General features: G+C 68.8%; 22 protein-coding genes. 8 read left to right on the forward strand and 14 right to left on the reverse strand.

Going from position 1 to position 24,720, the window contains the following annotated elements; translation table 11 throughout:
* The first annotated feature begins 21 nt into the window (after positions 1–21).
* Entirely contained in the window at positions 22–621 is a 600-nt protein-coding gene (locus ACWDV4_RS01485; protein ID WP_449973944.1) for a TetR/AcrR family transcriptional regulator, read from the forward strand.
* A gap of 75 nt (positions 622–696) precedes the next feature.
* The gene (locus ACWDV4_RS01490) at positions 697–2,322 is read left to right on the forward strand and encodes an ABC-F family ATP-binding cassette domain-containing protein (protein WP_449973946.1); all 1,626 of its coding nucleotides are present in this window, start codon (positions 697–699) and stop codon (positions 2,320–2,322) included.
* Positions 2,323–2,404: 82 nt separating this feature from the next.
* Here ACWDV4_RS01490 and ACWDV4_RS01495 read toward each other — a convergent pair whose 3' ends face one another.
* Positions 2,405–3,661 (reverse strand): erythromycin esterase family protein, encoded by a 1,257-nt coding sequence (locus ACWDV4_RS01495; RefSeq protein ID WP_449973948.1) that lies wholly within the window; start codon positions 3,659–3,661, stop codon positions 2,405–2,407.
* A gap of 94 nt (positions 3,662–3,755) precedes the next feature.
* Between ACWDV4_RS01495 and ACWDV4_RS01500 the strand changes: the two genes are divergently transcribed.
* Positions 3,756–3,947 carry a DUF2795 domain-containing protein gene (locus ACWDV4_RS01500; protein ID WP_449973950.1) on the forward strand — a complete coding sequence of 64 codons (192 nt, stop codon included), beginning with the start codon at positions 3,756–3,758 and terminating at the stop codon, positions 3,945–3,947.
* A gap of 35 nt (positions 3,948–3,982) precedes the next feature.
* On the opposite strand, the gene ACWDV4_RS01505 is transcribed toward ACWDV4_RS01500, so the two are convergent.
* The 5 genes from ACWDV4_RS01505 to erm form a co-directional block, all read right to left on the reverse strand.
* The gene (locus ACWDV4_RS01505) at positions 3,983–4,726 is read right to left on the reverse strand and encodes a bleomycin resistance protein (RefSeq protein ID WP_449973952.1); all 744 of its coding nucleotides are present in this window, start codon (positions 4,724–4,726) and stop codon (positions 3,983–3,985) included.
* A complete protein-coding gene (locus ACWDV4_RS01510; RefSeq protein ID WP_449973954.1) occupies positions 4,719–5,216 on the reverse strand; it encodes a MarR family winged helix-turn-helix transcriptional regulator in 498 nt (165 codons plus the stop codon). Before ACWDV4_RS01510 ends, ACWDV4_RS01505 begins: the two co-directional genes overlap by 8 nt.
* 61 nt (positions 5,217–5,277) lie before the next feature.
* A complete protein-coding gene (locus ACWDV4_RS01515; protein ID WP_449973956.1) occupies positions 5,278–5,931 on the reverse strand; it encodes a response regulator transcription factor in 654 nt (217 codons plus the stop codon).
* Positions 5,895–7,847 carry a sensor domain-containing protein gene (locus ACWDV4_RS01520; protein WP_449973958.1) on the reverse strand — a complete coding sequence of 651 codons (1,953 nt, stop codon included), beginning with the start codon at positions 7,845–7,847 and terminating at the stop codon, positions 5,895–5,897. The genes ACWDV4_RS01515 and ACWDV4_RS01520 overlap by 37 nt, the downstream gene beginning before the upstream one ends.
* A gap of 102 nt (positions 7,848–7,949) precedes the next feature.
* Positions 7,950–8,744, reverse strand: coding sequence for an ErmE/ErmH/ErmO/ErmR family 23S rRNA (adenine(2058)-N(6))-methyltransferase (erm, locus tag ACWDV4_RS01525; protein WP_449973960.1), 795 nt, complete (start codon positions 8,742–8,744; stop codon positions 7,950–7,952).
* A 433-nt stretch (positions 8,745–9,177) separates the two neighbouring features.
* Between erm and ACWDV4_RS01530 the strand changes: the two genes are divergently transcribed.
* The gene (locus ACWDV4_RS01530; protein ID WP_449973962.1) at positions 9,178–11,601 is read left to right on the forward strand and encodes an acylase; all 2,424 of its coding nucleotides are present in this window, start codon (positions 9,178–9,180) and stop codon (positions 11,599–11,601) included.
* 689 nt (positions 11,602–12,290) lie between these two features.
* Here the strand turns inward: ACWDV4_RS01530 and ACWDV4_RS01535 are convergent.
* Positions 12,291–13,196, reverse strand: coding sequence for a Gfo/Idh/MocA family protein (locus tag ACWDV4_RS01535; protein WP_449973964.1), 906 nt, complete (start codon positions 13,194–13,196; stop codon positions 12,291–12,293).
* Positions 13,197–13,259: 63 nt separating this feature from the next.
* The gene (locus ACWDV4_RS01540) at positions 13,260–13,940 is read right to left on the reverse strand and encodes a hypothetical protein (RefSeq protein ID WP_449973966.1); all 681 of its coding nucleotides are present in this window, start codon (positions 13,938–13,940) and stop codon (positions 13,260–13,262) included.
* A gap of 210 nt (positions 13,941–14,150) precedes the next feature.
* On the opposite strand from ACWDV4_RS01540, the gene ACWDV4_RS01545 reads away from it, so the two are divergent.
* Together ACWDV4_RS01545 and ACWDV4_RS01550 are read left to right on the forward strand one after the other, a co-directional pair.
* Entirely contained in the window at positions 14,151–14,627 is a 477-nt protein-coding gene (locus tag ACWDV4_RS01545; RefSeq protein ID WP_449974131.1) for a hypothetical protein, read from the forward strand.
* The gene (locus ACWDV4_RS01550) at positions 14,620–15,039 is read left to right on the forward strand and encodes a hypothetical protein (RefSeq protein WP_449973968.1); all 420 of its coding nucleotides are present in this window, start codon (positions 14,620–14,622) and stop codon (positions 15,037–15,039) included. Before ACWDV4_RS01545 ends, ACWDV4_RS01550 begins: the two co-directional genes overlap by 8 nt.
* Before the next feature lie 73 nt (positions 15,040–15,112).
* Here ACWDV4_RS01550 and fabG read toward each other — a convergent pair whose 3' ends face one another.
* Both fabG and ACWDV4_RS01560 read right to left on the reverse strand, forming a co-directional pair.
* On the reverse strand, positions 15,113–15,871 hold the full coding sequence (fabG, locus tag ACWDV4_RS01555; protein ID WP_449973970.1) for a 3-oxoacyl-ACP reductase FabG: 759 nt from the start codon (positions 15,869–15,871) through the stop codon (positions 15,113–15,115).
* 118 nt (positions 15,872–15,989) lie between these two features.
* The gene (locus ACWDV4_RS01560) at positions 15,990–17,645 is read right to left on the reverse strand and encodes an alpha-amylase family protein (protein WP_449973972.1); all 1,656 of its coding nucleotides are present in this window, start codon (positions 17,643–17,645) and stop codon (positions 15,990–15,992) included.
* 138 nt (positions 17,646–17,783) lie between these two features.
* Between ACWDV4_RS01560 and ACWDV4_RS01565 the strand changes: the two genes are divergently transcribed.
* A complete protein-coding gene (locus ACWDV4_RS01565) occupies positions 17,784–18,440 on the forward strand; it encodes a DedA family protein (RefSeq protein ID WP_449973974.1) in 657 nt (218 codons plus the stop codon).
* Between the two features lie 98 nt (positions 18,441–18,538).
* Here the strand turns inward: ACWDV4_RS01565 and ACWDV4_RS01570 are convergent, their stop codons facing one another.
* Both ACWDV4_RS01570 and ACWDV4_RS01575 read right to left on the reverse strand, forming a co-directional pair.
* Positions 18,539–20,101, reverse strand: a complete 1,563-nt coding sequence (locus tag ACWDV4_RS01570) for a cellulose binding domain-containing protein (RefSeq protein WP_449973976.1) — start codon at positions 20,099–20,101, stop codon at positions 18,539–18,541.
* A 32-nt stretch (positions 20,102–20,133) separates the two neighbouring features.
* On the reverse strand, positions 20,134–21,534 hold the full coding sequence (locus ACWDV4_RS01575) for a chitinase (RefSeq protein ID WP_449973978.1): 1,401 nt from the start codon (positions 21,532–21,534) through the stop codon (positions 20,134–20,136).
* Positions 21,535–21,688: 154 nt separating this feature from the next.
* Here ACWDV4_RS01575 and ACWDV4_RS01580 point away from each other — a divergent pair, with 154 nt between their 5' ends.
* Positions 21,689–22,156, forward strand: coding sequence for an SRPBCC domain-containing protein (locus ACWDV4_RS01580; protein ID WP_449973980.1), 468 nt, complete (start codon positions 21,689–21,691; stop codon positions 22,154–22,156).
* A gap of 83 nt (positions 22,157–22,239) precedes the next feature.
* On the opposite strand, the gene ACWDV4_RS01585 is transcribed toward ACWDV4_RS01580, so the two are convergent.
* Both ACWDV4_RS01585 and ACWDV4_RS01590 read right to left on the reverse strand, forming a co-directional pair.
* Entirely contained in the window at positions 22,240–23,592 is a 1,353-nt protein-coding gene (locus ACWDV4_RS01585) for a carbohydrate-binding protein (protein WP_449974133.1), read from the reverse strand.
* A gap of 185 nt (positions 23,593–23,777) precedes the next feature.
* Complete coding sequence (locus tag ACWDV4_RS01590; protein WP_449973982.1) at positions 23,778–24,620, reverse strand: YidC/Oxa1 family membrane protein insertase; 843 nt, start codon at positions 24,618–24,620, stop codon at positions 23,778–23,780.
* Positions 24,621–24,720: the final 100 nt, after the last annotated feature.

Here is a 24,720-nt window from a genome sequence, read left to right on the forward strand (position 1 = left end):
GTAATGCAACTGGAGTTGACTTTGACCACACATGGCACCGTACGGCCCGGCGGGCGCACCGCGCGGACCCGCACCGCCGTACGCGCGGCGACCCTCGCCGAGCTGGTCGCCCACGGCTACCAGGGGCTTACCGTCGAAGGAGTGGCGGCCCGCTCCGGCGTACACAAGACCACCCTCTACCGACGCTGGGGCAACGTCGAAGGTCTGATCGCCGACGCACTGGAGCTGGCCAGCGGCGAACCCTGGCCGGTCCCCGACACCGGGACCATCGAGGGTGACCTGCGGGCCCTGGCCCGCGAGGTGCTGACCGGCTTCACCGACCCGCAGGCCGGTCCGGTGGCCACCGCCTTCGTCGCCGCCGCCGTCCAGAACCCGGCGGCAGGCCGGGCCCTGCACGCCTTCTTCCAGGCCCGACACGAGCAGTCGGCCCCGATCGTCGACCGCGCCGTCGCCCGGGGCGAGCTGCCTGCCGGCACCGACTCGGTCGAGGTCGTCCGGGTGGCCATCGCACCGCTGTACTACCGGCTCTTCGTCAGCGGCGAGCCGATCGACGAGACCGTCGCCGACCGGGCCGCCGCCGCCGCGCTCGCCGCCGCCCGAGCCGGGGTTTTCACTGGGTAATTCGGTGGTGATCAGACCGCCACGCCGGGAAAGCTGCCCTTCGGGGAGGTCTCATCGCCGGACGCGGAGGACCCAGTGGGCCACATCGAGGTAAACGAACTGACCCACCAGCTGCCGGACGGGCGGCCCCTGCTCGACGCGGTCTCCTTCCGGATCGGTGAAGGCGGTAAGGCGGCACTGGTCGGCCCGAACGGAGCTGGCAAGACCACCCTGCTCCGGCTGATCTCCGGCGACCTCCAGCCCAGCTCCGGGCAGGTCCGGCACGCGGGCGGGTTGGGCGTGATGCGGCAGTTCATCGGCGGCGTACGCGACGACCGGACCATCGCCGACCTGCTGCTCTCGGTGGCCCCCGACCGGATCCGGGCCAGCGCCGCCGAACTGCGTCGGGCCGAGCAAGCCCTCGCCGACGGCCCCGACCACGAGTCGACCCAGCTGGCGTACGCGCAGGCGCTGACCGACCACACCGACGCCGGCGGGTACGACATCGAAGTGGTCTGGGACAGCTGCACCACCGCCGCCCTGGGCCTCGACTTCGACCAGGCCCGGGACCGGCCGGTGAACACCCTCTCCGGAGGCGAGCAGAAGCGGCTCGCCTTGGAGGCGCTGCTGCGCGGACCGGACCGGATCCTGCTGCTCGACGAACCGGACAACTACCTCGACGTGCCCGGCAAGCAGTGGCTGGAGGAACAACTACTGGCCAGCCGCAAGACCGTACTGCTGGTCTCGCACGACCGGCAGCTCATCGCCACGGCGGCCGACCGGATCGTCACCGTCGAGTCCCGTACCGTCTGGGTACACGGGGGCGGCTACGCGACGTACGCCCAGGCCAGATCGGACCGCATCAACCGGCTGGACGAGTTACGCCGCCGCTGGGAGGACGAGCACAGCCGGCTCCGGCAGCTCGTACACACCCTGCGGCAGAGCGCCACCAACAACGACTCGATGGCCTCCGCCTACCGGGCCGCCCAGTCCCGGCTGCACCGGTTCGAGGCAGCCGGGCCGCCCGAACGGCCGCCGAAGGAGCAGAACGTCCGAATGCGGCTGCGCGGCGGTCGTACCGGTAAACGGGCGGTGCTCTGCCAGACGCTGGAGCTGACCGGGCTGATGCAGCCCTTCGACACCGAGATCTGGTACGGCGAGCGGGTCGCGGTGCTCGGGGCCAACGGTTCCGGCAAGTCCACCTTCCTCAGCCTCCTCGCCCAGCTCACCGGGGACGGGCCACCTGCGGTGGCGCACCGGGGCGAGGCCCGACTCGGTGCCCGGGTGGTCCCCGGCCACTTCGTACAAACGCACACCCGCCCCGATCTGCACGGTCGTACGACAGTCGAAATCGTGATGAGCACGCACTCGTGCACCCAAAACGAGGCGATGTCGGCATTGGCCCGGTACGAGCTGGGGCCGGCCGGGCGGCAACCGTTCGAGACGCTCTCCGGTGGCCAGCAGGCCCGGCTACAGATCCTCCTGCTGGAACTCTCCGGCGCGACGCTGCTACTGCTCGACGAGCCGACCGACAACCTCGACCTGGCCAGCGCGGAGGCGTTGCAACAGGGCCTGGCCGCGTTCGAGGGGACCGTGCTCGCGGTGACCCACGACCGCTGGTTCGCCGCCGACTTCGACCGGTTCCTGATCTTCGGCGCAGACGGGCGGGTCTACGAACACCCCGAACCGGTCTGGGACGAACGCCGTGTGGAGAGGCGTTAGACGTTAGACGTTAGGAAGGGCCCCTTCCTATGCAAAATGCGATAAGAAGGGGCCCTTCCTAACGTCTCAGCGCCCGCGAGTGTCACACCCCCGCCGGGTAGGTCTCCAACTCGCCGGGGACCGGGGCCGCCGGCAGCGGATTCAACGCGCTGGTCTGGTCGCACCAGATGAACGCGTCGTAGCGTTCCGCCAACCGGGTCGGCACATAGTTGCCCCACTTCTCGAACGACGGGTCGTAGACCACGCCGATCGCGCGGTGGTCGAGAGTCTCAGTGGCCCAGTCGGGCTGCTCGCCGTCGTCGAAGACGACCAACGCCCGCTCGGGCAGCAGGCCGTGCAGCTGGTGTTCCAGCGATCCGGAGCGGGCCGGCGGCACCACCATCGCCTCCCACGGCGCACCCCAGCGCGGCCCGGCGATCACATTGCCCTGATAGCTACCGAACCCGACCAGTACGACCTCGTCGTCGCCGTACCGCTCCCGGGCCAACTGACCAATGTTGATCATCCCGTCGTCGGCCATGTCGGTGGCTCGGGCATCGCCGATGTGCGTGTTGTGCGCCCACACCACGGCCTTCGTGTCCGGGCCGTAGTAGTCCAGCAGCCGGTCCAGCGTGTCCGCCATGTGGGTATCCCGGACGTTCCAGGACTGCGGGCCACCGGCCACCATCGCCCGGTAGTAGCGCTCCGCCCCCGCGATCACCTCCGCGTTCTGCCAGGCCGAGAAGCGGTCCGGCCCGTCGGCGAGGGCCTGCTCGCGGGTACGCGCCAACAGCCGTATTACCTCTTCCTCGCAGCGTGCCGAGACGAACCGGCTCGCAACCCCGTACTCCTCGATCCGTCGACCGTACGGCTCGAAACAGCGGTACGCCTCCTGCGCCGCCTCCAGGGTGGCCGGCTCCTCCTCCCCCAGATAGTCGAAGATCGCCTGCATCGACTCCCAGAGGCTGTACACGTCCAGCCCGTGGAAACCGGCCCGCGTCGGTTTGGCCTGCTCCAGGTTCCAGGCCCGCAACCACATGGCGAACCGGGCAACCTCGCCGTTGGCCCACATCCAGGTCGGCCACCGGTCGTACCGCCCGAGAGCGGCCAACGGGTCCACCATGCCGCCCGGCATCGCGGTCACCGATCGGTGCACCCGGTCGCAGTCCGGCCAGTCCCCCTCGACCGCCACGAAGGAGAACCCCTGCTCGGCAATGAGCCGCCGGGTCAACTGCTCCCGCAGCCGGTAGTAGTCGTGCGTACCGTGGCTCGCCTCGCCCAGCATGACCACCCGGGCCGAGCCGACACGCTCCAGCAGCGGATCGAAGTCGCCCGGTCCCCCGAGCTGGTGAACCGTCATGCCCTGCGGCTACCCGACCGGATCGGGCACAAACGCCCGCCGCCCCGCTCCGGTGGGCAGGTGTGCCGACGCGCACAGCGGGTAGCCGCAGGGCATGACGGTCAACGCCCTACAGGTGCAGGAATACCTCGTCGGCCTGGACTTTCCGATCTCCAAGGAGGATCTCGTCCGGCGCGCCCAGGAGTCCGGTGCCGGTACGGCGATCATCCAGCTCCTACGCTCCCTGCCGGCCGACCAGTTCGCCTCGCCGGCCGAGGTCGACTCGGCCCTGAGCGAGGTGGCCTGAACCGCTTGTAACGCCGCCGCTTGTAACGCCGCCGCTTAGGACGCCGCCGCTGCCAACTCCGCTGCCTCGGCCAACGCGTCGGCCAACCGCGCCCGGTCGGCGTCGGTCAACTCAATCGCGCGTACCCGGGTCAGAAGCGCAGCCACGGTCGCGCCGTCCACCTGCCGCGCGGCGAGTTCCGCCCGGTAGACCAGGGCTTGGACCCGGTCGACGGCGGACGCGGACGCCTCTTCCTTGGCCAGGGTGGCGTCCAGGATTCGGGCAGCCTGCGGGACGTCCCCTTTGGAGTCGCCGAGCACGATGGCGTTCTGCAACACCTTCGCCAGTCGGCTCTCCGGCACGTCGTCCTCATCCGGCGCATCGACTTCACCCGATTCAGCGCCCATACCGGGTGCCTGGAAGATCCGGATCCAGTTGCCGCCGGGGTCGACGACGCTGAAGCCGGAGAGGCTGCCGGTGTTCTTCCGCCTGCGGGGCCGGGTCATTCGGGGAATACCGGAGACCAGCAGCTTCCCGTACGTCGCCCGCATGCCCTCGGCGAACGCCTGGTAGATCGCCTCGATGTCGGGTACGGACACCAGGCAGGACCCGTACGACTGCTCGGGGTCGAAGTCTGCCAGTCCGAAGAAGTGCAGTTCCAGATCCTCCCGCCGCAGCGCGAGGTACGGATTGGGGCGGGTCTGCCGATAGGTCGACTCGAACCCGAGCGCCCGATAGAAGTCGGCTGTCTCGTCGATGGATCGGCAGGGCAGTAGGGGCACGGTCCGTTCGTCAGCCATGATCTCTCCCGTCCGACTGGGCATCTTCGTGGGCTGGCGCGGCTTGCTCGTCGATCTCCAGCTGCCGGGCGAGTTCCCGCAGCGTCCGGGTGGCGGCCCGCAACTCGTCGAGGGTCGCTCGTTCGGCGATCCGGTTGGACCACTCGGCCTGCCGCTGCTCCACATAGTCCAGCGCCACCCGACCCCGCGCGGTGATCGCGATGAGCTTTGCCCGCCGATGTCGCGGGTTCTCCTCGAAACGGACGAGGCCGTCCCGGGCCAGGGCGTCGGCGGTCTGCTGCACGCTCTGCCGGGTCAGGCCCATCACCCGGGCGACCTCCGACACCGTGCTCGGTTCGTGGTCGACCACCCCGAGCACCTGCCAGCGGGCGCTGGTGAGGCCGGCGGGTCGGGCCAGTCCGTCGCCGGAGGCCAGCAGCAGACCGTTCGCGCGGAACACCTCAATGACCAGTTCGGACAGTGCCGACCCGGACGGGGTGAGCTGAGACATGACAGGTAGCCTGCCGCCTTGACAGGCACCTGTCAACTTATACTGGTCAACGCCTTGCGGCTCAGTTGCCCGCCCCGTTGAGGTAGGCCAACACGGCGAGCACCCGCCGATTGTCGTCATCGGACGGGGCCAGGTCGAGCTTGCCGAAGATACTCGCCGTGTGTTTACCCACCGCGCTCTCGCTCAGGAACAGCCGCTGGGCGATGGCATTGTTGGAGCGTCCCTCGGCCATCAACCCCAGCACCTCCCGCTCCCGTGGGGTCAGCCGGGCCAATGGTTCGGTCCGGCCGGTCCGCACCAGCAACTTGGCGATCACGTCCGGGTCCATGGCGGTGCCACCAGCCGCGACCCGGCGCACCGCCTCGACGAACTGTTCGGCGTTGAACACCCGGTCCTTGAGCAGGTAGCCGACCCCACCCGACCCGTCGGCGAGCAGTTCCCGGGCATAGAGCTGCTCTACATGCTGGGACAGCACCAGCACCGGCAGGCCGGGCACCTCGTGCCGGGCCGCCAGCGCCGCCTGCAACCCCTCGTCGGTCTGGGTCGGCGGCAGCCGTACGTCCACCACGGCGACGTCCGGACGCAGCTCGACCAGGGCCCGCAGCAGCTCCGGGCCGGTCTCCACCGCCGCGACAACCTCAAACCCGTGTACGGAGAGCAGCCGGACCAACCCCTCCCTCAGGAGGTAGAGGTCTTCGGCGACGACAACACGCACGGCAACTCCAGACTGACCGTCGTCGGTCCACCCGGCGGGCTGCTCACCGCGACGACGCCGTCGAATGTACCGAGCCGACGTTCGATCCCCCGCAGCCCACTCCCGGCAGCCGGATCGGCCCCGCCCCGACCGTCGTCGGTCACGACGGCCCGCAGCCGGCCGTTGGCGTACCGCAGATCGACGGTGATCCGACTCGCCTTCGCGTGTTTCACCGCGTTGGTCAGCAACTCACTGACGGCAAAGTAGGCGGCTGACTCGATCGGCTCCGCCAGCCGGCCAGGCAGCTCGACGGTCACCTCGGTCGGTACCGGCAGGTCCAGCGCCAGTGCCCGGATCGCGTCACCGAGCCCGCGCTCGGCCAGCACCGGTGGATGGATGCCGCGAACCAGGTCACGCAGCTCGACCAGTGCCTTCGCCGAGCTCTCCCGCGCCTCGGCGAGCAGCGCCCGCGCGGCAGCCGGATCCTGGTCCATCAGCTGTTCCACGGCCCCCAGGGTCAGTCCCACGGCAACCAACCGCGCCTGTGCCCCGTCGTGCAGGTCCCGCTCGATCCGGCGCAGCTCGGTGGCCTGGGCATCGGTCGCGTCCGCCCGGGTCTCGGTGAGCCGCTGTACCCGCAGGGCGAGTTGGGCCCGCTTGGTCGGGGCCAGCAGCAGCCGGGTCCAGCGGTTGTGCAGCCGCAACATCGCCGGCGCGACCAGCAGGCCCAGCAGGCCCATTGCCAGACCGAGCGGGATCGCCAGCCCGGCCAATACTGTCGGGCCGAGCCCGACGGAGGTCGAGAAGAGCCAGCTCTGCGCCGCCGAGTCCACCCCGACCAGCCGCAGGATCCCGGACACCGTCAGGCTGATCAGGCCAAACCAGATCAGCCCGAAAGGCAACAGCAGCGTCACGCCGCCGACCAACGGGTCGGTCACCAGCCACAGTACATCCCGCCAGGTGGCCGGGTCCCGGGTCAGCCACTTCAGCCGCTGGTTGTACGCCGCCCACCGTGCCGTCGTGTAGAGGTTGGCGTCGACCTGGTAGAGCCCATCCGGCCGCGGTGCGGGCAGCGCCGGCTCCGGCCGGTAGGGCGTCTCCACCGCCACCCCGGACCACTTTCCCAGCAGTTCGCGACGGTACCCGGCCAGCCAGCGGGTCAGCTCGATGACCGGCGGAAGGAAGTAAACCTGACCGACGCCGAAGCCGAGCACCATCACCAGCACGGTCAGTACGGCCAGAAACACGCCGAGCAGGGACAACGCGAGCAGGTCGAGCAGGCGCACCAGGACGAGCAGGTGGTGACCGATCCACGCCTTCCGACGCTCGGATCGAGCTGTCGAGACGGTCGGTCGCAACAACAGCGCGGTCCACCGGGCGTGCACCGCCACCAGAGCCGGAGCGATCGCCACCCCGGCCAGCGCGCCGGCCAGTCCGGCCGGTACCGCCCACCAGTACGCACCGGCCTGGGTAGCCGCGAATCCGATACCGCCGACGACCAGCCCCGCCGGCAGGGCACCGAGCAGCCCGCCCACCACGGTGTTGAGCAGCATCCAACTCAGGTCCCGATAGGTGGCGTTGTCCCCGAGCAGCCAGTCCATGCGGGCCGAGAACGCCGGGAACCGGGGCGACCGGTAGAGCCTGTTGAGATGCAGGTACCGCCCGTCCGGTTCCGGTTGTGGGGGTGCCGGCCGGGGCCGGTACGGGTCGGCGATCACTATCCCCGACCAGCGGTACGCCAGCCGACGGGCCAGGTTGGGTAGGTGCCGCCCCAGCTCGACCGGCCGGGGCAGCAGGAAGATCAGTCCCAACCCGAACCCGGGCACGAAGACAGCCACATGCGCCGCGAACCCGAGCGCCCCGGCCAGCGCCACCCCGGCCAGGGCCAGGCCACGTACGACGGCGATCAGATGACGCCGTACCCAGGTGCTCGTCATGCCGCAAGCATGCCCTGAGCTGCCGGCCCACCGTATTGTCGGCAGGGCCCGAACCGGGGTGTGGCTAGCTACACCCCGGCCGCCTTACCTCCTGTTGTCGGGCTATCGCAGCAGGCGGAACAGGGCGAGCCACTGCTCCGGCCAGACGCACCCGACCGGGGTGGCGGTATCCAGCCGGCTGGCCCGGAACGCGGCGTCGAGTCGCCGCTGTGGGTGGCGTCTGCGCAGCGACGCGTACAACGAACCGCCCACCCCGCCGAAGCCGAGGTCGACCAACGCCCGGTAGGCCGGCAGATCATCCGGCGGTAACAGCGGAACCGGTCGCCGTTCCAGCCGGAGGATGCCGGCGTCCACCCGAGGTACCGGGCGGAACGCGGCGCGCGGCACCCGCCCGGCCAGCCGCCAGTGGAACAGTGGCCAGGTCAGCACGGTCAGCTGGCTCCACCGGCCGAAGTCGCCGGTGCGCTTGCGGGCGTACTCCAGCTGGGTGAGCAGGGTCGCCGAGGTCAACCGGGGTGCGGCCAGACACCAGTCGACGACCCGGGCGGTCAGTGCCCACGGGATGTTCCCGGCGACGGCGAACGGCTCCCCCGGCGGTCGGGCGGTGAGGAAGTCGGCATGCCGGCAGGTGACGTTACGCAGCGGCGCGCAGACCGACGTCAGCTCCGCCAGCAGTTGCGGGTCGACCTCGTACGCCAGGAGCCGGTCACACTCGACGGCGAGCGCCCGGGTGAGTTGGCCACGACCGGCACCCACCTCCACGATCAGGTCACGTGCTCCGGGCCGTACGGCGTGGACGAACCGCTCGATCGCCCTCGGGTCAGCGAGAAAGTTCTGGGACAGTACGCGACGGGACCGGTCGCGTTCGGTGTTCCTACCTGACTGGCGGTGTGCCACAGCCGACGTCCTGTCTGCCACCCGGGCGACTACCGGGGTGGCGGTACGGACAGGCAGCGCGAAGTGGGCCTGCCCGAGCGGATCTGGACTCGGATGGCCCCGGCGTACGCGTCAGACGTCGCGCAGAACGAAGACGATCAACTGGTGAGGTGAGTCAGCAGTGGAAGAAGTGATCAACTAGCGAGCGCGGCCTGACCGGCCAGGGCCGGACGCCGGACTCGCGGGCGGCGAATCAGAAAGTCGTCCCGCTGAGCCGACGTCGCGAACGCGTCGATCAACGTGATCGCTGCACACATAACGGCCACGCTAGTCGCGGGTCGGGCCGGGCGACAACCTGTTTCTCGGTTAAGCCCGGAGTGCTACTGGCGTACATCCACGAGATGACATCTCTGGGCTGATGTGTGATCTGTGGCGTCATGCCTAATTTGTTGCAATGACACGGGAAGACAGCACACATGTCGCGCCACCACCCGACGCGCGTAGGGCACATCCCGCCCGCGCCGGCACCGCCACAATCGCCGCTGCCACCCTGCTCGCCGCTGGTCTCGTCGCAGGCACGGCACCGGCCCAGGCCGAAACGACCGAGTCGGCCGGCGGCTACTCCGCCGAGATCCGCCGTACGTCGTACGGCGTACCGCACATCACCGCCACGAACTTCGCCAGCCTCGGCTTCGGCGCGGGATACGCACAGGCCGAAGACAACATCTGCGTGATCGCCGACAAGATCGTCACCACCGACGCCACCCGGTCCCGGTACTTCGGGGCCACCGAAGTGAACGTGGACAGCGACCTGTTCTTCCAGAAAGCCAAGGATGACAAGGTCGCCGAAGGGCTCCTCGCCGGCACGCCCAACGGCGTGTCGGCGCCGTCGCAGCAGGTCCGCGACCTCGTGCAGGGCTTCGCCGCCGGCTACAACAACTACCTGCGCAAGACCGGGGTGGCAAAGCTGACCGACCCGCAGTGCCGCGACAAGCCCTGGGTACGGCAGATCAGCGCCCTCGACCTCTGGCGTACCAACTGGGCCAACATGATCCGGTCCGGCACGCTGGAGTTGCTCCGTCCGCTCGCCGACACCGTGCCACCGGTGCCGGGCGCTGCGGCCGGTACCGCCGCTGGCGCGGCGGGCAGTCCCGACGGTTCGGAGGGCAACGCTGGTGGGCTGGGCAGCAACGCCTACGGGTTGGGCAGCGCGGCGACGGTCAGCGGCGGCGGGATGCTGCTGGCCAACCCGCACTTCCCCTGGGACGGGCCGGACCGGTTCTACCGGATACACCTGAAGATCCCGGGCAGCTACGACGTCGAAGGGGCGTCGCTGCTCGGCGATCCGGTCGTCCAGATCGGACACAACGCCTCGATGGGCTGGAGCCACACCGTCTCCACCGCGCTACGACACACGTGGCACGAGCTCAAACTGGTGCCCGGTGACCCGACGTCGTACCTGGTCGACGGGAAGCCGGAAAAGATGACCCAGCGCACCGTAACCGTCCAGGTGCCGAAGTCGACCGGCGGCACGGAACCGGTGACCCACACGTTCTACGACACCCGCTTCGGCCCGGTCATCGCCACCCCCGACTTTCCGTGGACGACCAGCACCGCGTACGCGATGACGGACATCAACGCTGACAACGCCCGTGCGCTGGACGGCTGGCTGCAGCTCGGTCGGGCCAAGACGGTTCGGGCGGCGAAGGCGGTCCTCGACCGGTACCAGTTCCTGCCCTGGGTCAACATCGTCGCCGCCGACGCGGCCGGCGAGGCGCTCTACGGCGACCACTCGGTCGTCCCCCGGGTCACCGACGAACTGGCCGCCGCCTGCATCCCGGCACAGTTCAAGGCCCGGTACGCGAACAGCGGTGAGGCGGTCCTCGACGGCTCGACGTCGGCCTGTGGGCTGGGTGCCGACCCCGACGCCGCAGTGCCCGGAATCCTCGGCCCGGCCCACCTGCCGGTGCTGATCCGCACCGACTATGTCACCAACTCCAACAACAGCCACTGGCTGGCCAATCCGGAGCAGCCGTTGACCGGCTTCCCACGGATCATCGGCAATGAGCAGACGGAGCGCGGCCTGCGTACCCGGGTCGGGGTGCTCCAGGTGCAGCAGCGGCTCGCCGGCACCGACGGTCTGCCGGGCACCAAGTTCACCACCGAGAACCTCTGGCAGGTCCAGTTCGGCAACCGGGTCTACGGGGGTGAACTGGTCCGCGACGACCTGGTCGCGTTGTGTACGGCGAACCCGAGCGCCACCGCGTCGAACGGTGCCACCGTGGACCTCACCGCCGCCTGCGCCGCACTTCGCGGCTGGGACCTGCGCGCCGATCTGGACAGTCGCGGTGCCCACCTGTTCAACGAGTTCGACCGCTCCCGCGGCCTGCTGTTCCGGGACCCGTTCGTGGCGACCGATCCGGTCAACACGCCCCGGGTCCTCGCCGCCGAAAACCCGAGGGTCCTGACCGCGCTGGCCGACGCGGTGCAGCGGCTGGCCGGCATTCCGCTCGACGCGCCACTCGGCGACATACAGACCGAGCCTCGGGGTGCTGACCGGATCCCGATCCACGGCGGTCCCGGTGGCTCCGGGATCTTCAACGCGATCAGCAGCAGGTTCACGCCCGGGGTCGGCTATCCGAAGGTCATCCACGGCGCGTCGTTCGTCATGGCCGTCGAGTTCGGCCGCAACGGTCCGTCGGGACGGCAGATCCTCACCTACTCGCAGTCGGCCAACCCGAACTCGCCGTACTACGCCGACCAGACCCAGCTGTACTCGCAGAAGGGCTGGGACACCATCAAGTACACCGACGCCCAGATTTCAGCCGACCCGAACCTGCGCACCTACCGGGTACGGGAGAGCGGCCGTACGCGGTAACACCGCAGTAGCCCTCGTTGGTCGTCCGGCCGTGCTTGATTGGCCGGACGACCAACGAGCAGGCCGACGAATTAAATCCAGCGCGGGCATTCGAGCAACCGAGCCTTTTATCGGCGAACATCGCGCCCACCGTTGCGCAGCTTGGCGACGTATGGCAGCACGAACAGATACAGACCGCTGAACATCAGCAGGATGAGCGGAAGCAGTGGCGAGAGGTACACCCAGGCAGAAGGCTCATCCTGGGTCCCGATTACGATAGCGACAAGGACGACGGAGGCCGTGAAGATAATTGACACCCATCGGTGAGTCTGCCGAATCCGCTTATTCCAGTTCAAGGCGATCTCCTCCCCTGAAGTCGAGCGACATCAGGTCAGCGATTTGCAGAGAAAATTTCAGCACCGCCGGTGCGCAACACCACTGGGTGCATAGCTGGAGGCCGCCCCGGCGGTCATGACCCAATTCGAGTTGCTATCGAAGTCGGCGCGGGAAGATTGTCAGGTGGGAAATACCGTCCATGACAGCAACGCTAGGCGCGACCCGGGTGCCGCCGCTTCTCGATTCCTGATCGGTTCGCTGTTGAGCTGGGTGGCGGCGTGCTGGTTCGGGTGCAAGAAGATGCCCGCCGGAACGGGTGGTTCGGGAGAGTGTTCGTGAATCTGGCCGCAGGTTAGGAGCCCTGCTCGCAGGGACTACCCGGGCAGGCTCACGGTACGGCCCTGAGCGCGGGCCGTCTCTGCCGCGTCGAGCACCGCCACCACCTCCCGGCCGAACCGGACGTCACACTGCTGGTCCCGGGTACCCGACTCGACCTCCGCCAACAGTTGATCGATGGCGAGCCCGAGCGCCTCGACCGGCGTACCCTCGCGCGCCGGCATCCGCTCGACGCCGTTCTCGCCGTAGAAGACGGTCTCTCCGCCGACCGCCGCAGCCGGCGCGTCCAGGGTCAGCGACACCGTGCTGGTCGCCTCGGCACCATGCTGCAACAGCAGATGGACCGTGTTCCGGGGGCCGTCCATGGCGGCCACCTCGGTGACCCGGCCAAGCACCGGCAGGATGACCGACAGCGCGTGCGGTCCCACATCCCACAGTCCGCCCCGCTCCCGGCGCCACGCCGACCCGCCGTACGGGCTGCCCGACTCGAAGATCGACGCGAACATGTTGACCCGGGCGCCCTGCCACCCGCCGGCCGCTGCCGTGGCAGCCACGAAACTGGCGATGTTCGGCTCGAACCGGTTGGTGAAGAAGACCAGAGAGGCGACCCCGGTCTGTTGGGCGGCGGCCACCACCCGGTCCGCGTCCTGGGTGCTCAACGCCAGGGGCTTGTCGAGCAGCAGATGCCGGCCCGCCGCAGCGGCCCGTACGGCCACCGCCGCCTGCACGTCCGGTGGCAGGGCCACGGCCACCGCGTCGACCGCCCCGATCAGGGCGTCGACGTCGTCGAAGGCGGGTACGTCGTACTGCTTGGCCAGCGTGGTGGCCTTGGCCAGGTCACGTCCCCACACTCCGGCGAGTTCCGTACCGGGGTGTGCCGCCAGCGCCGCAGCATGTGTCTTGGCCGCCCAGTGGCCAGTCCCAAACAGTCCGACCCGAAGCAAGGAAGGGCCCCTTCTTATCGTTTTCTGTCTTGGAAGGGTCCCTTCCTAACACATCAGGGCCCGCTAACCCGACCGTTTACGAACGCGGCGCAACCCCCGCCGACGTACGGCGTACCGCTCCACGGTGAGCAGCGCCTCGTGCGCCTCCACCGCGGCTACGGCTGCCTCGTCCACCAGTGCCTGGGCGGCCACCTCTGCCACCCGCGCTGCCTGGTCGGCCCGCCGCACCTCCGCCGCGGCCTGATCATGCACCCGCCGCGCCGCCACCTGCTGAAGGCGCTGCCGCTCGGCGATCTGTTCCCGCTCCCGCTGGGCCGGATCCCGATCGCCGGCCCGCTGCCACACCTCACGCATCTCCCGCACGGAGATGTCCCCCCGCCGGTACGCGGACAGAGCGGCCCGGGACACCACCCGCTCCTGCTCGATGCTGGCCTTGTCCGCGTCCTCGCCGGTACGTCGGCCCGCCTGGGCGGCGCGCAACGCTTCCTCGTACGCCTGCTCGATCGTCTCCTGGGCGGCCCAGGCCTCGTCGCGAACCCGCTCGGCGGCGGCAACCTCCTCCCGGGCCTCGACCGCGACGGCAACGGCCCGACCAGCATCGGCCTGGGCCTCGGCGGCGTGCACGGCCAATTCCTCGGCGTCAGCTCGTAACTCGGCCGGGTCGGGTCGTGCCGCGCGTTGCCGCTCGGTCAACAGGGCGAGCGCAAGCAGCGACAACCCGCCCAGCACGCCAACGACCAGCATTACCCATATCCCTGTCGCGTCCACGCCTCTCGACTCCCCAGACCGCGCGTCCGACAAACAGCTCGATGATAGATGTCCATTAATAGGGTGGGCGAGCGCATCGCCCGGAGTCGACGGAGGCGGCGGCCGCGACAGCCGCTGACATCGGCGTTAGTAGGCTGTGCCGGTGACCGACCCAACGATCCGGGACCTCCGGTGACCAGCGCCACCATGGGTATCCACGCCGCCATCAACGCCATCGACGCCACCGGCGCCGCAGCGACCACAGACACGACCTTTGGCTTCGCCGCAGCGGCGACCGAAGCGATAGCCGGTACGCCCGTGGACGGGGTGCTGGCGACCGTGGCGATCGTGCTGTCCCTCGCACTCGCCGCCTGGAGCTTGATCGCGACGGTGCGCGACCGGGCACCGGATCTCTCGCACATGATCGGACTGGCCGTGGTCGAGGTGTCGCTGCTCGCGTTGACCGCTGCCGCGCTGGTGGCGATCTTCGGGGGTGACCGGCCCCACGAGGCGGCCACGTTCGCTGGCTATCTGGTCACCCTGGTATGCCTGCCGCCGCTGGCCGCTGTGCTGGCCAAGATGGAACCGACCCGCTGGGGTTCGGCCATCATCACCGTCGTCTGCCTGGTCAACCCGGTCCTGATCGTTCGGCTCCAACAGACCTGGGAGGTAGTCGGTGGTTGACACCCCGACCCGCGCGACCAACCGCGGCCCCGGCCGCCTGCTGGTCGCGGTCTACCTGCTCTTCGCCATCGCCGCCACCTGCCGGGCCGGGGTGCAGATGATCCTCCGCTTCGGCGAGGCCCCGCTGGCCTACCTGCTTTCCGCCCTGGCTGCGGTCATCTACATCGTCGCCACCGTCGGGCTGGCCCGGGACAGCGCCGGTGGGCGGCGGACCGCCCTGGTCTGCTGCACCATCGAGCTCGCCGGGGTGCTCGTGGTTGGCACCATCAGCCTGCTCAAGCCGGCACTCTTCCCCGACGACACGGTGTGGTCCGGATTCGGCTCGGGATACGGCTATGTGCCGCTCGTCCTGCCGATACTCGGCCTGGTCTGGCTGCTCCGCGGCAGCCGCCGCCCAGCGACGCAAAGCTGACGTCCAGCGACACAGAGTTAACGCACGGCAACGCCAAGCCGACAAAGCGCAAAGCTGACGAAGCCTGCGAGCGTCAGTCGCAGGGACCGCCAGCGACGTAGATGACCTGGCCGGAGACGAACGACGCGCCCTCGCTGACCAGGAACGACACGGTGTGCGCGACATCCTCCGGTCGGCCGATCCGGCGTACCGGGGTCTGGGCGGCGATCCGCTCCTGAAAGTCGTCGAAGTCGACCCCGATACGCGCGGCGGTCGCGGCCGTCATGTCGGTGGCGATGAAGCCGGGCGCGACCGCGTTGACGGTAATCCCGAACTGACCCAGCTCGATGGCGAGTGTCTTGGTGAAGCCCTGGATACCGGCCTTGGCCGCCGCGTAGTTCGCCTGCCCCCGGTTACCCAGCGCGGAAGTGCTGGACAGGTTGACGATCCGTCCCCAGCGCTGGTCGACCAGGTACTTCTGGGTCGCCTGGCTGAACAGGAACGCACCCCGCAGGTGCACCCCCAGCACGGTGTCCCAGTCGGCGTCGGTCATCTTGAACAGCAGGTTGTCCCGGAGCACCCCAGCGTTGTTGACCAGCACCGCCGGGGCACCCAGCTCGGCGGCGATCCGGTCGACGGCCGCCTCGACCTGCGCCCGGTCGGACACGTCGGCCGCGACCGCCAGGCCCCGACCGCCCGCCGCGCTGATCGCGTCCACGGTGCTCTGCGCAGCTGCCTCGTCCAGGTCGACCACGGCCACCGTCAGGCCGTCGGCGGCGAGCCGCAGCGCGGTGGCCGCGCCGATCCCACGGGCGGCACCAGTGACAATGGCGACTCGGGACTGCTCCGACATGGCGACCTCCGGCAACTCGCGGCGACGGTCGGAGGAGCTTAACCCAGGGGTACGCCCGTCCGCCGTCACCCGAGAACGACGCCGGCTCGTCCGACGACGCCGACCCGCCGCGCTGCCCTCACTCGAAGGCGGCACCACGGCTGAGTCGGATCCACCGGTAGCCGTAACCGGCCAGCTCCAGCGCGTCGAACTTGCCCACCGGGGCGTACCGGCGGTCGGAGAGGACATCCCCCGGCAGCTCGGTCTCCGGATACAGCTCACCGAGGTCGAGAACGGCCTTGTCCGGGCCGAGGTTGTGCAGGAAGAGCATGCTGCCGGTCGGCCCGTCCGCCCGATGCGCCAACACCGAGGGTGGTAGCCGTACGTCGACATGCGTGCAGCTGCCCGATCCGATCTCCGGCGTCTCCCGGAGGGTACGGATCATCCGCTCGAACCAGTTCAGTAACGAGCCGGGATCCCGGCGCTGGGCCGTCACGTTGACCCGCTGATAGCCGTACTCGCCGTCGTCGATGACCGGCCGGACCAGCTCCTTCGCCGGGGCGGCCGAAAAGCCGGCGTTGGGCTGGTCGGACCACTGCATCGGGGTACGGATCGACTGCCGCCCAGGTAGCGACAGGTCGTCGCCCATCCCGATCTCCTCGCCGTAGCGCAGCACCGGTGTACCGCGTAGCGAGAACTGGAGGGCGTAGGCCAACTCCAACCGGCGGCGGTCGTTGCCGAGCATCGGGGCCAACCGGCGGCGGATACCCCGACCGTAGATCCGCATCTCCTCCGCCGGCCCGAACGCGGCGAACACCTGCTCCCGCTGCTCGGCCGTCAGCCGGGACAGATCGATCTCGTCGTGGTTGCGCAGGAAGGTCGCCCACTGGCCCCCTGGTGGCAGGGTCGGGGTGTCGCGCAGCGCGTCGATGATGGGCTCGGGGTCGTGGCGGGCCAGGGCCAGCATCAGCCGGCCGTTGAGCATGAAGTCGAAGAGCATGTGCAGCCGGTTCGCCGAGCCACCGTTGTCCCCGAAGTAGGCGGGCAGGTCGTCGGGCTCCACGTTCGCCTCGGCCAGCAGTACGGCGTCCGCGCGTCGCCACTGCACGTGCTGGCGCAACTGGGTCAGATACTCGAAGTCCTTTGGCGAGTTCGGGCGGCCCGGTTCGGTGTGCTCGATGATGAACGGCACCGCATCGATGCGGAACCCGGAGACGCCGAGCTGTAGCCAGAACGAGACGATCTTCGCGATCTCGGCGCGTACCTCGGGGTTGGCGGTGTTCAGGTCGGGCTGGAACCGGTAGAACCGGTGGTAGTACCAGGCCTTGGCGGTGCGGTCGTAGCTCCACGTCTCGTGCTGCTCGCCGGGGAAGACCATGCCCTGGCGTCGGTCCGGCGGCTGCTCGTCGGACCAGATGTACCAGTCCCGGTACGGCGAGTCCGGCGACGACCGGGCCGACTGGAACCAGGGATGCTGGTCGGAGGTGTGGTTGACGACCAGGTCGATGATGACCCGGATGCCCCGGTTGCTGGCCTGGTGCAGCAACTCGGCGAAGTCACCGAGGGTGCCGAAGCGCGGGTCGATGTTGTAGAAGTCGGTGGCGTCATAACCGTCGTCCTGATTGGGCGACGGGTGGATCGGGTGCAGCCAGAGGCAGGTCACCCCGAGCCGGGCCAGGTAGTCCAACCGGCCGATCAGGCCCTTGATGTCCCCGACCCCGTCGCCGTCGGAGTCCGCGTACGTGTCAATGTCGAGGCAGTAGACGACCGCCTCGGAATACCACCTGTCACCCATACCTGAGAAACTTTTCCGATCCGGCGATCGCACAAACCTGAACCGCCACGGTACGGAGTGTGACTAGCGTGGTCAGTGGGTAGGAGGGAAGCCCCGGACCACGCCGTAGCCCCAACCGTGTGCAGGAGGTACCCGCCGATGGCAGTCGCCGCCGAGGTCGACCCGACCGAGATGGGCGGTCTCACCGGCTGGATTGCTGGCGTGATCGACTCGATGGGCGCACTCGGGGTGGGGCTGCTGGTGGCGTTGGAGAACATCGTGCCGCCGATCCCCAGCGAGGTCGTCCTCGCCATGGCCGGCTACCTGGCCGGCGAGGGCCGGGTCAACGTCTTCCTGGTGGTGCTGGCCGCCACCGCCGGCTCGGTGCTGGGGGCGATCGCCCTCTACTGGCTGGGCGCGAAACTCGGCGAGGACCGGTTGAAGCGCTGGCTCGACCGGATTCCCCTGGTGGAGTCCGACGACCTGACCAAGGCGGATCGCTGGTTCGAGCGGTACGGCCGCTGGGCAGTACTCTTCGGCCGGATGGTTCCAGTGGTACGCAGCCTGGTGTCGGTGCCCGCCGGGGCCGATCGGATGCCGATCGGTCAGTTCCTGGCGCTGACCACGTTGGGCAGCGGCATCTGGAACTCGCTCTTCGTCGGGCTGGGCTACACCCTCGGCTCCCGCTGGGAGGAGGCGGAGCGCTACAGCAGCTGGTTCGACTACGGCATCCTGCTCTTCTTCGTCGTCATGATCGGCACCTGGGTGGTCAAGCGCCTCCGGCAACGTCGGGGCAAGCAACACGCCGCCCGCTGAAGTGTGCGGGCGGCGTGTTGCCCCGGGACCAGATGTACACAACACGCCGCCCGCTGAAGTGTGCGGGCGGCGTGCTGCCGGACTGGGCTCGGTTCGGGTCAGCCGAACTGGGCGGTGATGGAGGTGAACTCCCAGTCGTTCTGCGCGATGCCGCTACAGTGCGACACCACGCCGCCGCCCGCGCAGGGCCGATCCCGGTTGACCGCCCAGAAGGCGAGCCGGGCCAGTCCCCGGGCCTCCGCCCAGTCGCGGATCTGTGTCCAGGTCGCCGGTGTGGTGAGTTCCTGCTGGTCGGAGAGGCCGTTCATGCCGGAGATGCCCATCCGGCTGTAGGCCGTGGCGTCGTTCCAGCCGAACGCGGTCTTGAGCGCGTTCTTCAACCCTTCCGAGGCGTTGACCGTGCTCTGGTACATGTTGGCCCCGCCACCGAAGTCGAACGGCATGATCGTGAAGACGTCGATGTTGGCCTGCAACGCCGCCGCCTGGTTGATCAGCCTGGTGCCGTAGTAGCTCGGGCCGGTCGTACTGGTCGGCATGGTAACGATCGTCTTGATTCCCGGGTTGTTCTGCTTGACGATTTTCAGCGCGGTAAGGATCCGGTCCTGGACCACGGTGTTTTCGAACTCGTCGGTGTTCTCGATGTCGACGTCGATCGCCTTGAGGTTGAACGCGTTGATCACCTGCTGGTACGCCCCAGCCAGGGCCTCCGGGGTCGAGCAGTTGGGGCCCAGCTTGTTGCCGCTCCAGCCGCCGATCGACGGGACGATGTCGCCGCCCGCCGCCCGGATCGCGTTGATCGTGTTGGCGTGCACGCCACCGGTGAGCGGCGCGTTGCCGTCCCAGCCCGGCGCACAGCCACCGTTGGAAAGGATGAACGCCATGGTGAACCACCTGATCCCGGTCGCGTTCATCACCGTCGCCGGTGCCGGCGGGTTGCCCCAGCCCGGATAGAGGTACGGCGCAGCGGCCATTCCACCGGTGGACGGTGGGCAGCCACTGGTGGACGCCGGTACGACCGCCGACTTAGCCGACTCGCCGTTGGCGTTGTACCCCGCGACGGTGTAGCTGTGCGCCGAGCAGGTGGCCAGCCCGGAGATGGTCGCCGAAGTGCCGGTGACGGTGGTCTTGACCGCTGTGCCCTCGTACACCCGGTAGCCGGTCACGGTCCCGGCGGACGCGTCCCAGGCCAGCGAGATCGACGACGTGGTGGTGCCGGTGACCCGGGGGTTGCCCGGAACGCCGGGCACCGACGGGCCGGGGCCGCCGCCAGCGCAGGACTGCCCGTTGACCGTGCAGTTGGTCGGGTCACCGGTGCCGGTGACGATGAACCCGAAGGAGGTGCTCGCGCCCGGGGCCAGGCTGCCGTTCCACGACCGGTTCGTTGCGGTGACATGCTGCCCGGAGGTGGTCACCAGGGCGTCCCAGTAGGTGCCCATCGTGCTGCCCGACGGTAGGTCGAACTGGACGTTCCACGAGGCGATGGCGGTCGAGGTGTCGTTGGTAACGGTGAATGTGGCTTCGTACCCGGTGCCCCAGCTGGTGGTGCGGTTGAAGATCGCGGTGGCGGCGGACGCGGGCGGTGCCACCAGCACCGTGGCTGCGGCGGTCGCGGCCACGAGGGCGGCGGCGAAGGCCGCCGTCCGGAGGGAACGGATTCTCATCGGCTCTCCTAACAAAGACCAGGGGTACGACGTCAGGGCAGGGTGGCGAGGTGCGGCTTGACGGTGCGGGCAAAGTTGTTGCCGTTGGCGACGTCCCAGTTGACTGACCAGGTCATCGCGCCCCGGATGCCCGGGTAGGTGCGCGGCGGCCGGAAACTGCCGCAGTTGGTGGCCCTGGCCAGGCAGTCCAGTGCCTGGTTGACCAGGGCCGGGGCGACCACGCCGCCGCCGGCCGCGCCAGGTCCGGCGGGCAGGCCGAGGGCCACCTGGTCGGGTCGCAGTCCGGCCTCCAGTTGGATGCAGGCGAGCGCGGTCATGAAGTTGACCGTGCCCTGGGGGTAGGCGGCGTTCTGGTCGCAGCCGAGCATCGAGCCGGAGTTGTAGAACTGGGTGTGTACGACGGTGAGGATGTCCTTGATGTCCAGCGCGAGCTTGAAATAGGACACCGAGGGCGACTGCATGTCGATCGTCTGCGGTGCCATCGTGATGATCAGTCCACTGCCCACCCGACTACGCAGGGATCGCAGCGCCTGCGCCATGTACGTCGGGTTGAGCCCGTTCTCCAGGTCGATGTCGACGCCGTCGAAGCCGTACTCCTGAATGAGCTGGTAGACGGTGTTGCTGAAGTTGACCGCGGAGCTCGCGTCGCTGACCGACACCCGACCGGCCTCACCACCGACCGAGATGATCACCTTCTTGCCTCGGGCGTGCAGTGTTGCCACGTCCGCCTTGAAGTCGGCATTGGTGTAGCCGCCGACGGCCGCCGACAACCCCGGGTCGACGTTGAACGTCACCGCGCCCGGAGTGCTGGTGGCCTCGGCGAAGGCGACGGCGACCAGGTCATAGTCGGTTGGTACGTCCCGCAGCCGCAGCTCGACCGCCGGGTTGACAAAGTTGTGCCAGTAGCCGGTGAGGAAGTGCCGGGGTAGCCCATCGGTGGGCGGATCGGTCGGTGGGGTGGTCGGGGACACCGTCGGTGAGGCCGTCGGCGTCGCTGTCGGCGTCGCTGTCGGAGATCCGGTCGGGTTCGCACCACCACCACACGGCTGCCCGTTCAACGTGCAGTTAAGTGGTGAACCAGAACCCGACGCCAAAAACCCGAACGACACCGAACCACCCGGCACGATCGACCCATTCCACGACCGGTTCGTGAACGTATGCCGCTGACCTGACGACGACAACAACGCATCCCAATACGAACCCACACCCGTACCCACCGGAAGATCAAAAACCAACGACCACGAAGAGACCGTCGTACTCCCACCATTCGTGATCGTGTACCGCCCCTCCCAACCCGAACCCCAATCCGACACCCTCACAAACGACGCCGTCACACCCGCCGCGAATGCCGGCAACTGCCCCCACACCACCCCCAACGCCGCCACCAACCCCGCCACCACAGCCACCACCAACGACCTCGACCGCCGCCACATCCCAGACCCCCTCCCACCACGATCAGAAATCCACAGTCATCAACAGATCGCCCAATCATTAAGACTGTTAACTGTTTCTGTCCAGACCCTGGATTCGGGAAATCTCGCGGCACGACGGGGATCATCGGGACAATCGAGGGGTACGGTTCCCGCCATGCACTCGACTCGGGTCTCTCTGCGCGTCCACGCGGCACGGCCAGCCATCTACCGGGCACTGCTCGATCCGGAGGCGATCGCACAGTGGCGGGTGCCGGCTGGCATGAGTAGCCACGTACACGAGTTCGACGCCCGCGAGGGCGGTTGCTTCCGCGTCTCGCTCGCCTACGACGCGCCCGACCAGGCCGGCAAGTCGACATCCCACACCGACACGTACCACGGACACTTCCAGAAGCTCGTACCGGACGAGCAGGTGGTCGAGGTACTGGAGTTCGAGACCGCAGACCCTACGTATGCCGGCACCATGACGATGACCACGACGCTCACCGACGCGGACGGCGGCACCGATGTCCTCGTCGTACACGAAGGCATCCCGGACGGCGTCTCCGCTGCCGACAACGAGACTGGCACCCGGATGGCCCTGGCGAACCTGGCCCGCCTCGTCGAGACCGACGACCTTCGTTAGGAGTTGGGTGTTAGGAAGGGCCCCTTCCTATGCAAAAAGCGATAAGAAGGGGCCCTTCCTAACACCTCAACACACCAGCGAGGTCAGCGGCGGAAGGTGAACCAGTTGACGTTGACGAAGTCTTCCGGCTGGCCGCTGGTGAAGGTCAGGTAGACGGTGCGCGTACCGGTCACCGCCGACACGTTGCCCGGCACCGAGACCCAGTTCTGCCAGCCGCCCGTGTTCGCCACCGCGAAACTGCCGATCGGCGAACTGGTCGGGCTGTCGAGGCGTACCTCCACCAGGCCGCTCACCCCGCCGGGCGCGCCCGAGGCCACCCGGGCAACGAAGTCCCGGGGCGAGGTCGCACCAAAGTTGACCCCCTCGAATCGGACCCAGTCACCGTTGCGCAGCGCGCCGATGTTCTGTCCGCCCTCACTGCACGCCTCGACGATCACGCCGTTCTGGGCGCTGAACGCCTCCGCCTGAATCGTCGAGTACGCGTCAAACCCGCCGCCCGGTGGCGGAGTCGTAACCGGCGGGGTTGTCGGCACCGTACCCCCACCCCGGCTCCACACCGCCACGTAGTCCACCAGCATCGACCGACCGGAGACGGTGGCCGCCGTCGGCGTGGTCGAACCGGCGATGGCGTTCGGGAACGCCCCGCCCATGGCCAGGTTGAGCAGCAGGAAGTAGCCGGCGTGGCTGGTCATGTTGGTCCAGTGCGGCTCGCCAACCTGCGCCTGGGTGACCGTGTGGTACTGCTGACCGTCGACGTACCAGCGCAGTTGTTGCGGGCTGGCTCCGGCGTCCCACTCGAAGCGGTAGGTGTGGAACGCCGACTGGCAGGATGCCCCCGGGCAGGTACGGGACGCGCCGATGCCAGTGAACTCGTTGCACGGGCCGCCGGGCGCCACTCCGCAGTGGAGTACACCCCACACCGAGTTGATCCCGTTGACGTTTTCCATGATGTCGAACTCGCCGATGCCCGGCCAGTTCCAGTAGTTGCCCCGGAACGGCGCGCCGAGCGCCCAGAACGCCGGCCAGTAACCGGCCGCCGCCGCGCCCGTGACGTTGGGCATCTGAATCCGCCCCTCGATGGCGAGCACTCCCCCACTCGGCGGCTTGAAGTTGGTGCGTACCGTCTCGATCCGCGACGAGGTCCACCCGCCGGCGGCGTCGCGGAGCGCGGTGATCCGCAGGTTGCCGTTCCCGTCGTGGCCGATGTTGGCGCTGTTGCCGGTGTAGGTCTGAATCTCGCCGGTGCCCCAGTTGGCCGGGCCACCGGGATAGCTGGTGCCGGTGTCGATGATCCAGTTGCTGGCGGCGGGGGGACTGCCAGCGGCTCCGGTGAAGTCGTCACTCCAGACCAGGCTCCAGCCAGGTGGGGTGGACGGTACGGAGGCGCGAGCGGTGACGGCAACCGCCGCCAGCGTGGTCACGAGCACGGTGAACATGGCGGCGACCAGGAGCAGGCGACGTCTGGGGGCCGGGCCGACGACAGCCGGCCCGGCGGACACGTACGGTCTCATCAGGGGGCCTCTCTGCGGAACGGAATTCGAGAGAGCGCTCTCTCACGGTTGTACGGCCCACATCGACACATGTCAACACTTGTCGATCAACGTACGATGTCGCCCACGCCCTACCCGCGCCGCAGTACTGCCTGCTCCAGCGCCGTCCATGCCGTACTGGTGGCCACGTAGAGCACTGCCGCGAGCGGCGCCACCAGCACGATCAGCGGTGTCGCGTACGGCAACAACGGCAATATCCTCCCCAGTGGATTCGCCATTGCCGCCGCAGTCGTCCCGTCAGCCGACGTGGCCGTCGTCGGCTGAGCACCCGCCGACCCACTCGCCGCCGCCTGAGCATTCGCCACCGCTGATCCACTCGCCGCCGCCTGAGCATTCGCCACCGCTGATCCGCTCGCCGTCGCCTGAGCGTTCGCCGAACCGGCCGCCGCCCGACGCATCCGCCGCGACGACAGCCAGGCCAACCCCACAAGCAGCAACACGAGTACGCCGAAGAGCGGCCCCGCCGCGCCAGCCAGCCCGTCGCCAACGTGGTGGCCGAGCGGCACCCCGAACAGGCGCTCGGAGAGCAGCCCATCCGCCTCGCCAGGGGTGGTGAAGAGGCGGTACATCACGAAGAAGAACGGTGCCTGCAACAGTGCCGGCAGGCAGCCGGCCAGCGGCGAGGCACCCGCCTCTTGATAGAGCGACACCAGTTCCGTACGCAACCGGTCGGGCTGGTCGGCGTACCGTTTCTGGATTTCTTGGATCTTCGGAGCGAGTGCCGCCTGCCGCTGCTGGCCACCCACCTGCGCCACCGTCAGCGGCGAGATCAGCAGGCGGACGACAACGGTGAACAGCACGATGGCGGCGGCGGTGGCCGCCGTTCCGGCCAGTGGCGCGACGGTGTCGGCGAGTACGGAGACAACGGCGGAAGCGGCAGCGACCGCAGCGTCGAGTGGTGCGAAGGCAAGCATGGTTGAACCCCTCGGCTCGATTCCAGGTGTCGTGTTCGACAGACGAGCCCGCCTGGTCTGCGGGCATGGCGTGGAATCGGCCGCGTGGCGGCTGGGAAAA

The organism is Micromonospora sp. NPDC003197 (genome assembly GCF_053590565.1).

Coding starts and splice junctions, on each gene's coding strand:
- ACWDV4_RS01495 (WP_449973948.1), bottom strand. CDS start 3,661: ATGACGGTTCACCAGCTCGGGGGACCGGGCGACTTCGATCCGCTGCTG.
- ACWDV4_RS01500 (WP_449973950.1), top strand. CDS start 3,756: ATGACGGTCAACGCCCTACAGGTGCAGGAATACCTCGTCGGCCTGGAC.
- ACWDV4_RS01505 (WP_449973952.1), bottom strand. CDS start 4,726: ATGGCTGACGAACGGACCGTGCCCCTACTGCCCTGCCGATCCATCGAC.
- ACWDV4_RS01510 (WP_449973954.1), bottom strand. CDS start 5,216: ATGTCTCAGCTCACCCCGTCCGGGTCGGCACTGTCCGAACTGGTCATT.
- ACWDV4_RS01520 (WP_449973958.1), bottom strand. CDS start 7,847: ATGACGAGCACCTGGGTACGGCGTCATCTGATCGCCGTCGTACGTGGC.
- ACWDV4_RS01530 (WP_449973962.1), top strand. CDS start 9,178: ATGACACGGGAAGACAGCACACATGTCGCGCCACCACCCGACGCGCGT.
- ACWDV4_RS01540 (WP_449973966.1), bottom strand. CDS start 13,940: ATGCTGGTCGTTGGCGTGCTGGGCGGGTTGTCGCTGCTTGCGCTCGCC.
- ACWDV4_RS01545 (WP_449974131.1), top strand. CDS start 14,151: ATGGGTATCCACGCCGCCATCAACGCCATCGACGCCACCGGCGCCGCA.
- fabG (WP_449973970.1), bottom strand. CDS start 15,871: ATGTCGGAGCAGTCCCGAGTCGCCATTGTCACTGGTGCCGCCCGTGGG.
- ACWDV4_RS01560 (WP_449973972.1), bottom strand. CDS start 17,645: ATGGGTGACAGGTGGTATTCCGAGGCGGTCGTCTACTGCCTCGACATT.
- ACWDV4_RS01565 (WP_449973974.1), top strand. CDS start 17,784: ATGGCAGTCGCCGCCGAGGTCGACCCGACCGAGATGGGCGGTCTCACC.
- ACWDV4_RS01570 (WP_449973976.1), bottom strand. CDS start 20,101: ATGAGAATCCGTTCCCTCCGGACGGCGGCCTTCGCCGCCGCCCTCGTG.
- ACWDV4_RS01575 (WP_449973978.1), bottom strand. CDS start 21,534: ATGTGGCGGCGGTCGAGGTCGTTGGTGGTGGCTGTGGTGGCGGGGTTG.
- ACWDV4_RS01580 (WP_449973980.1), top strand. CDS start 21,689: ATGCACTCGACTCGGGTCTCTCTGCGCGTCCACGCGGCACGGCCAGCC.
- ACWDV4_RS01585 (WP_449974133.1), bottom strand. CDS start 23,592: ATGTTCACCGTGCTCGTGACCACGCTGGCGGCGGTTGCCGTCACCGCT.
- ACWDV4_RS01590 (WP_449973982.1), bottom strand. CDS start 24,620: ATGCTTGCCTTCGCACCACTCGACGCTGCGGTCGCTGCCGCTTCCGCC.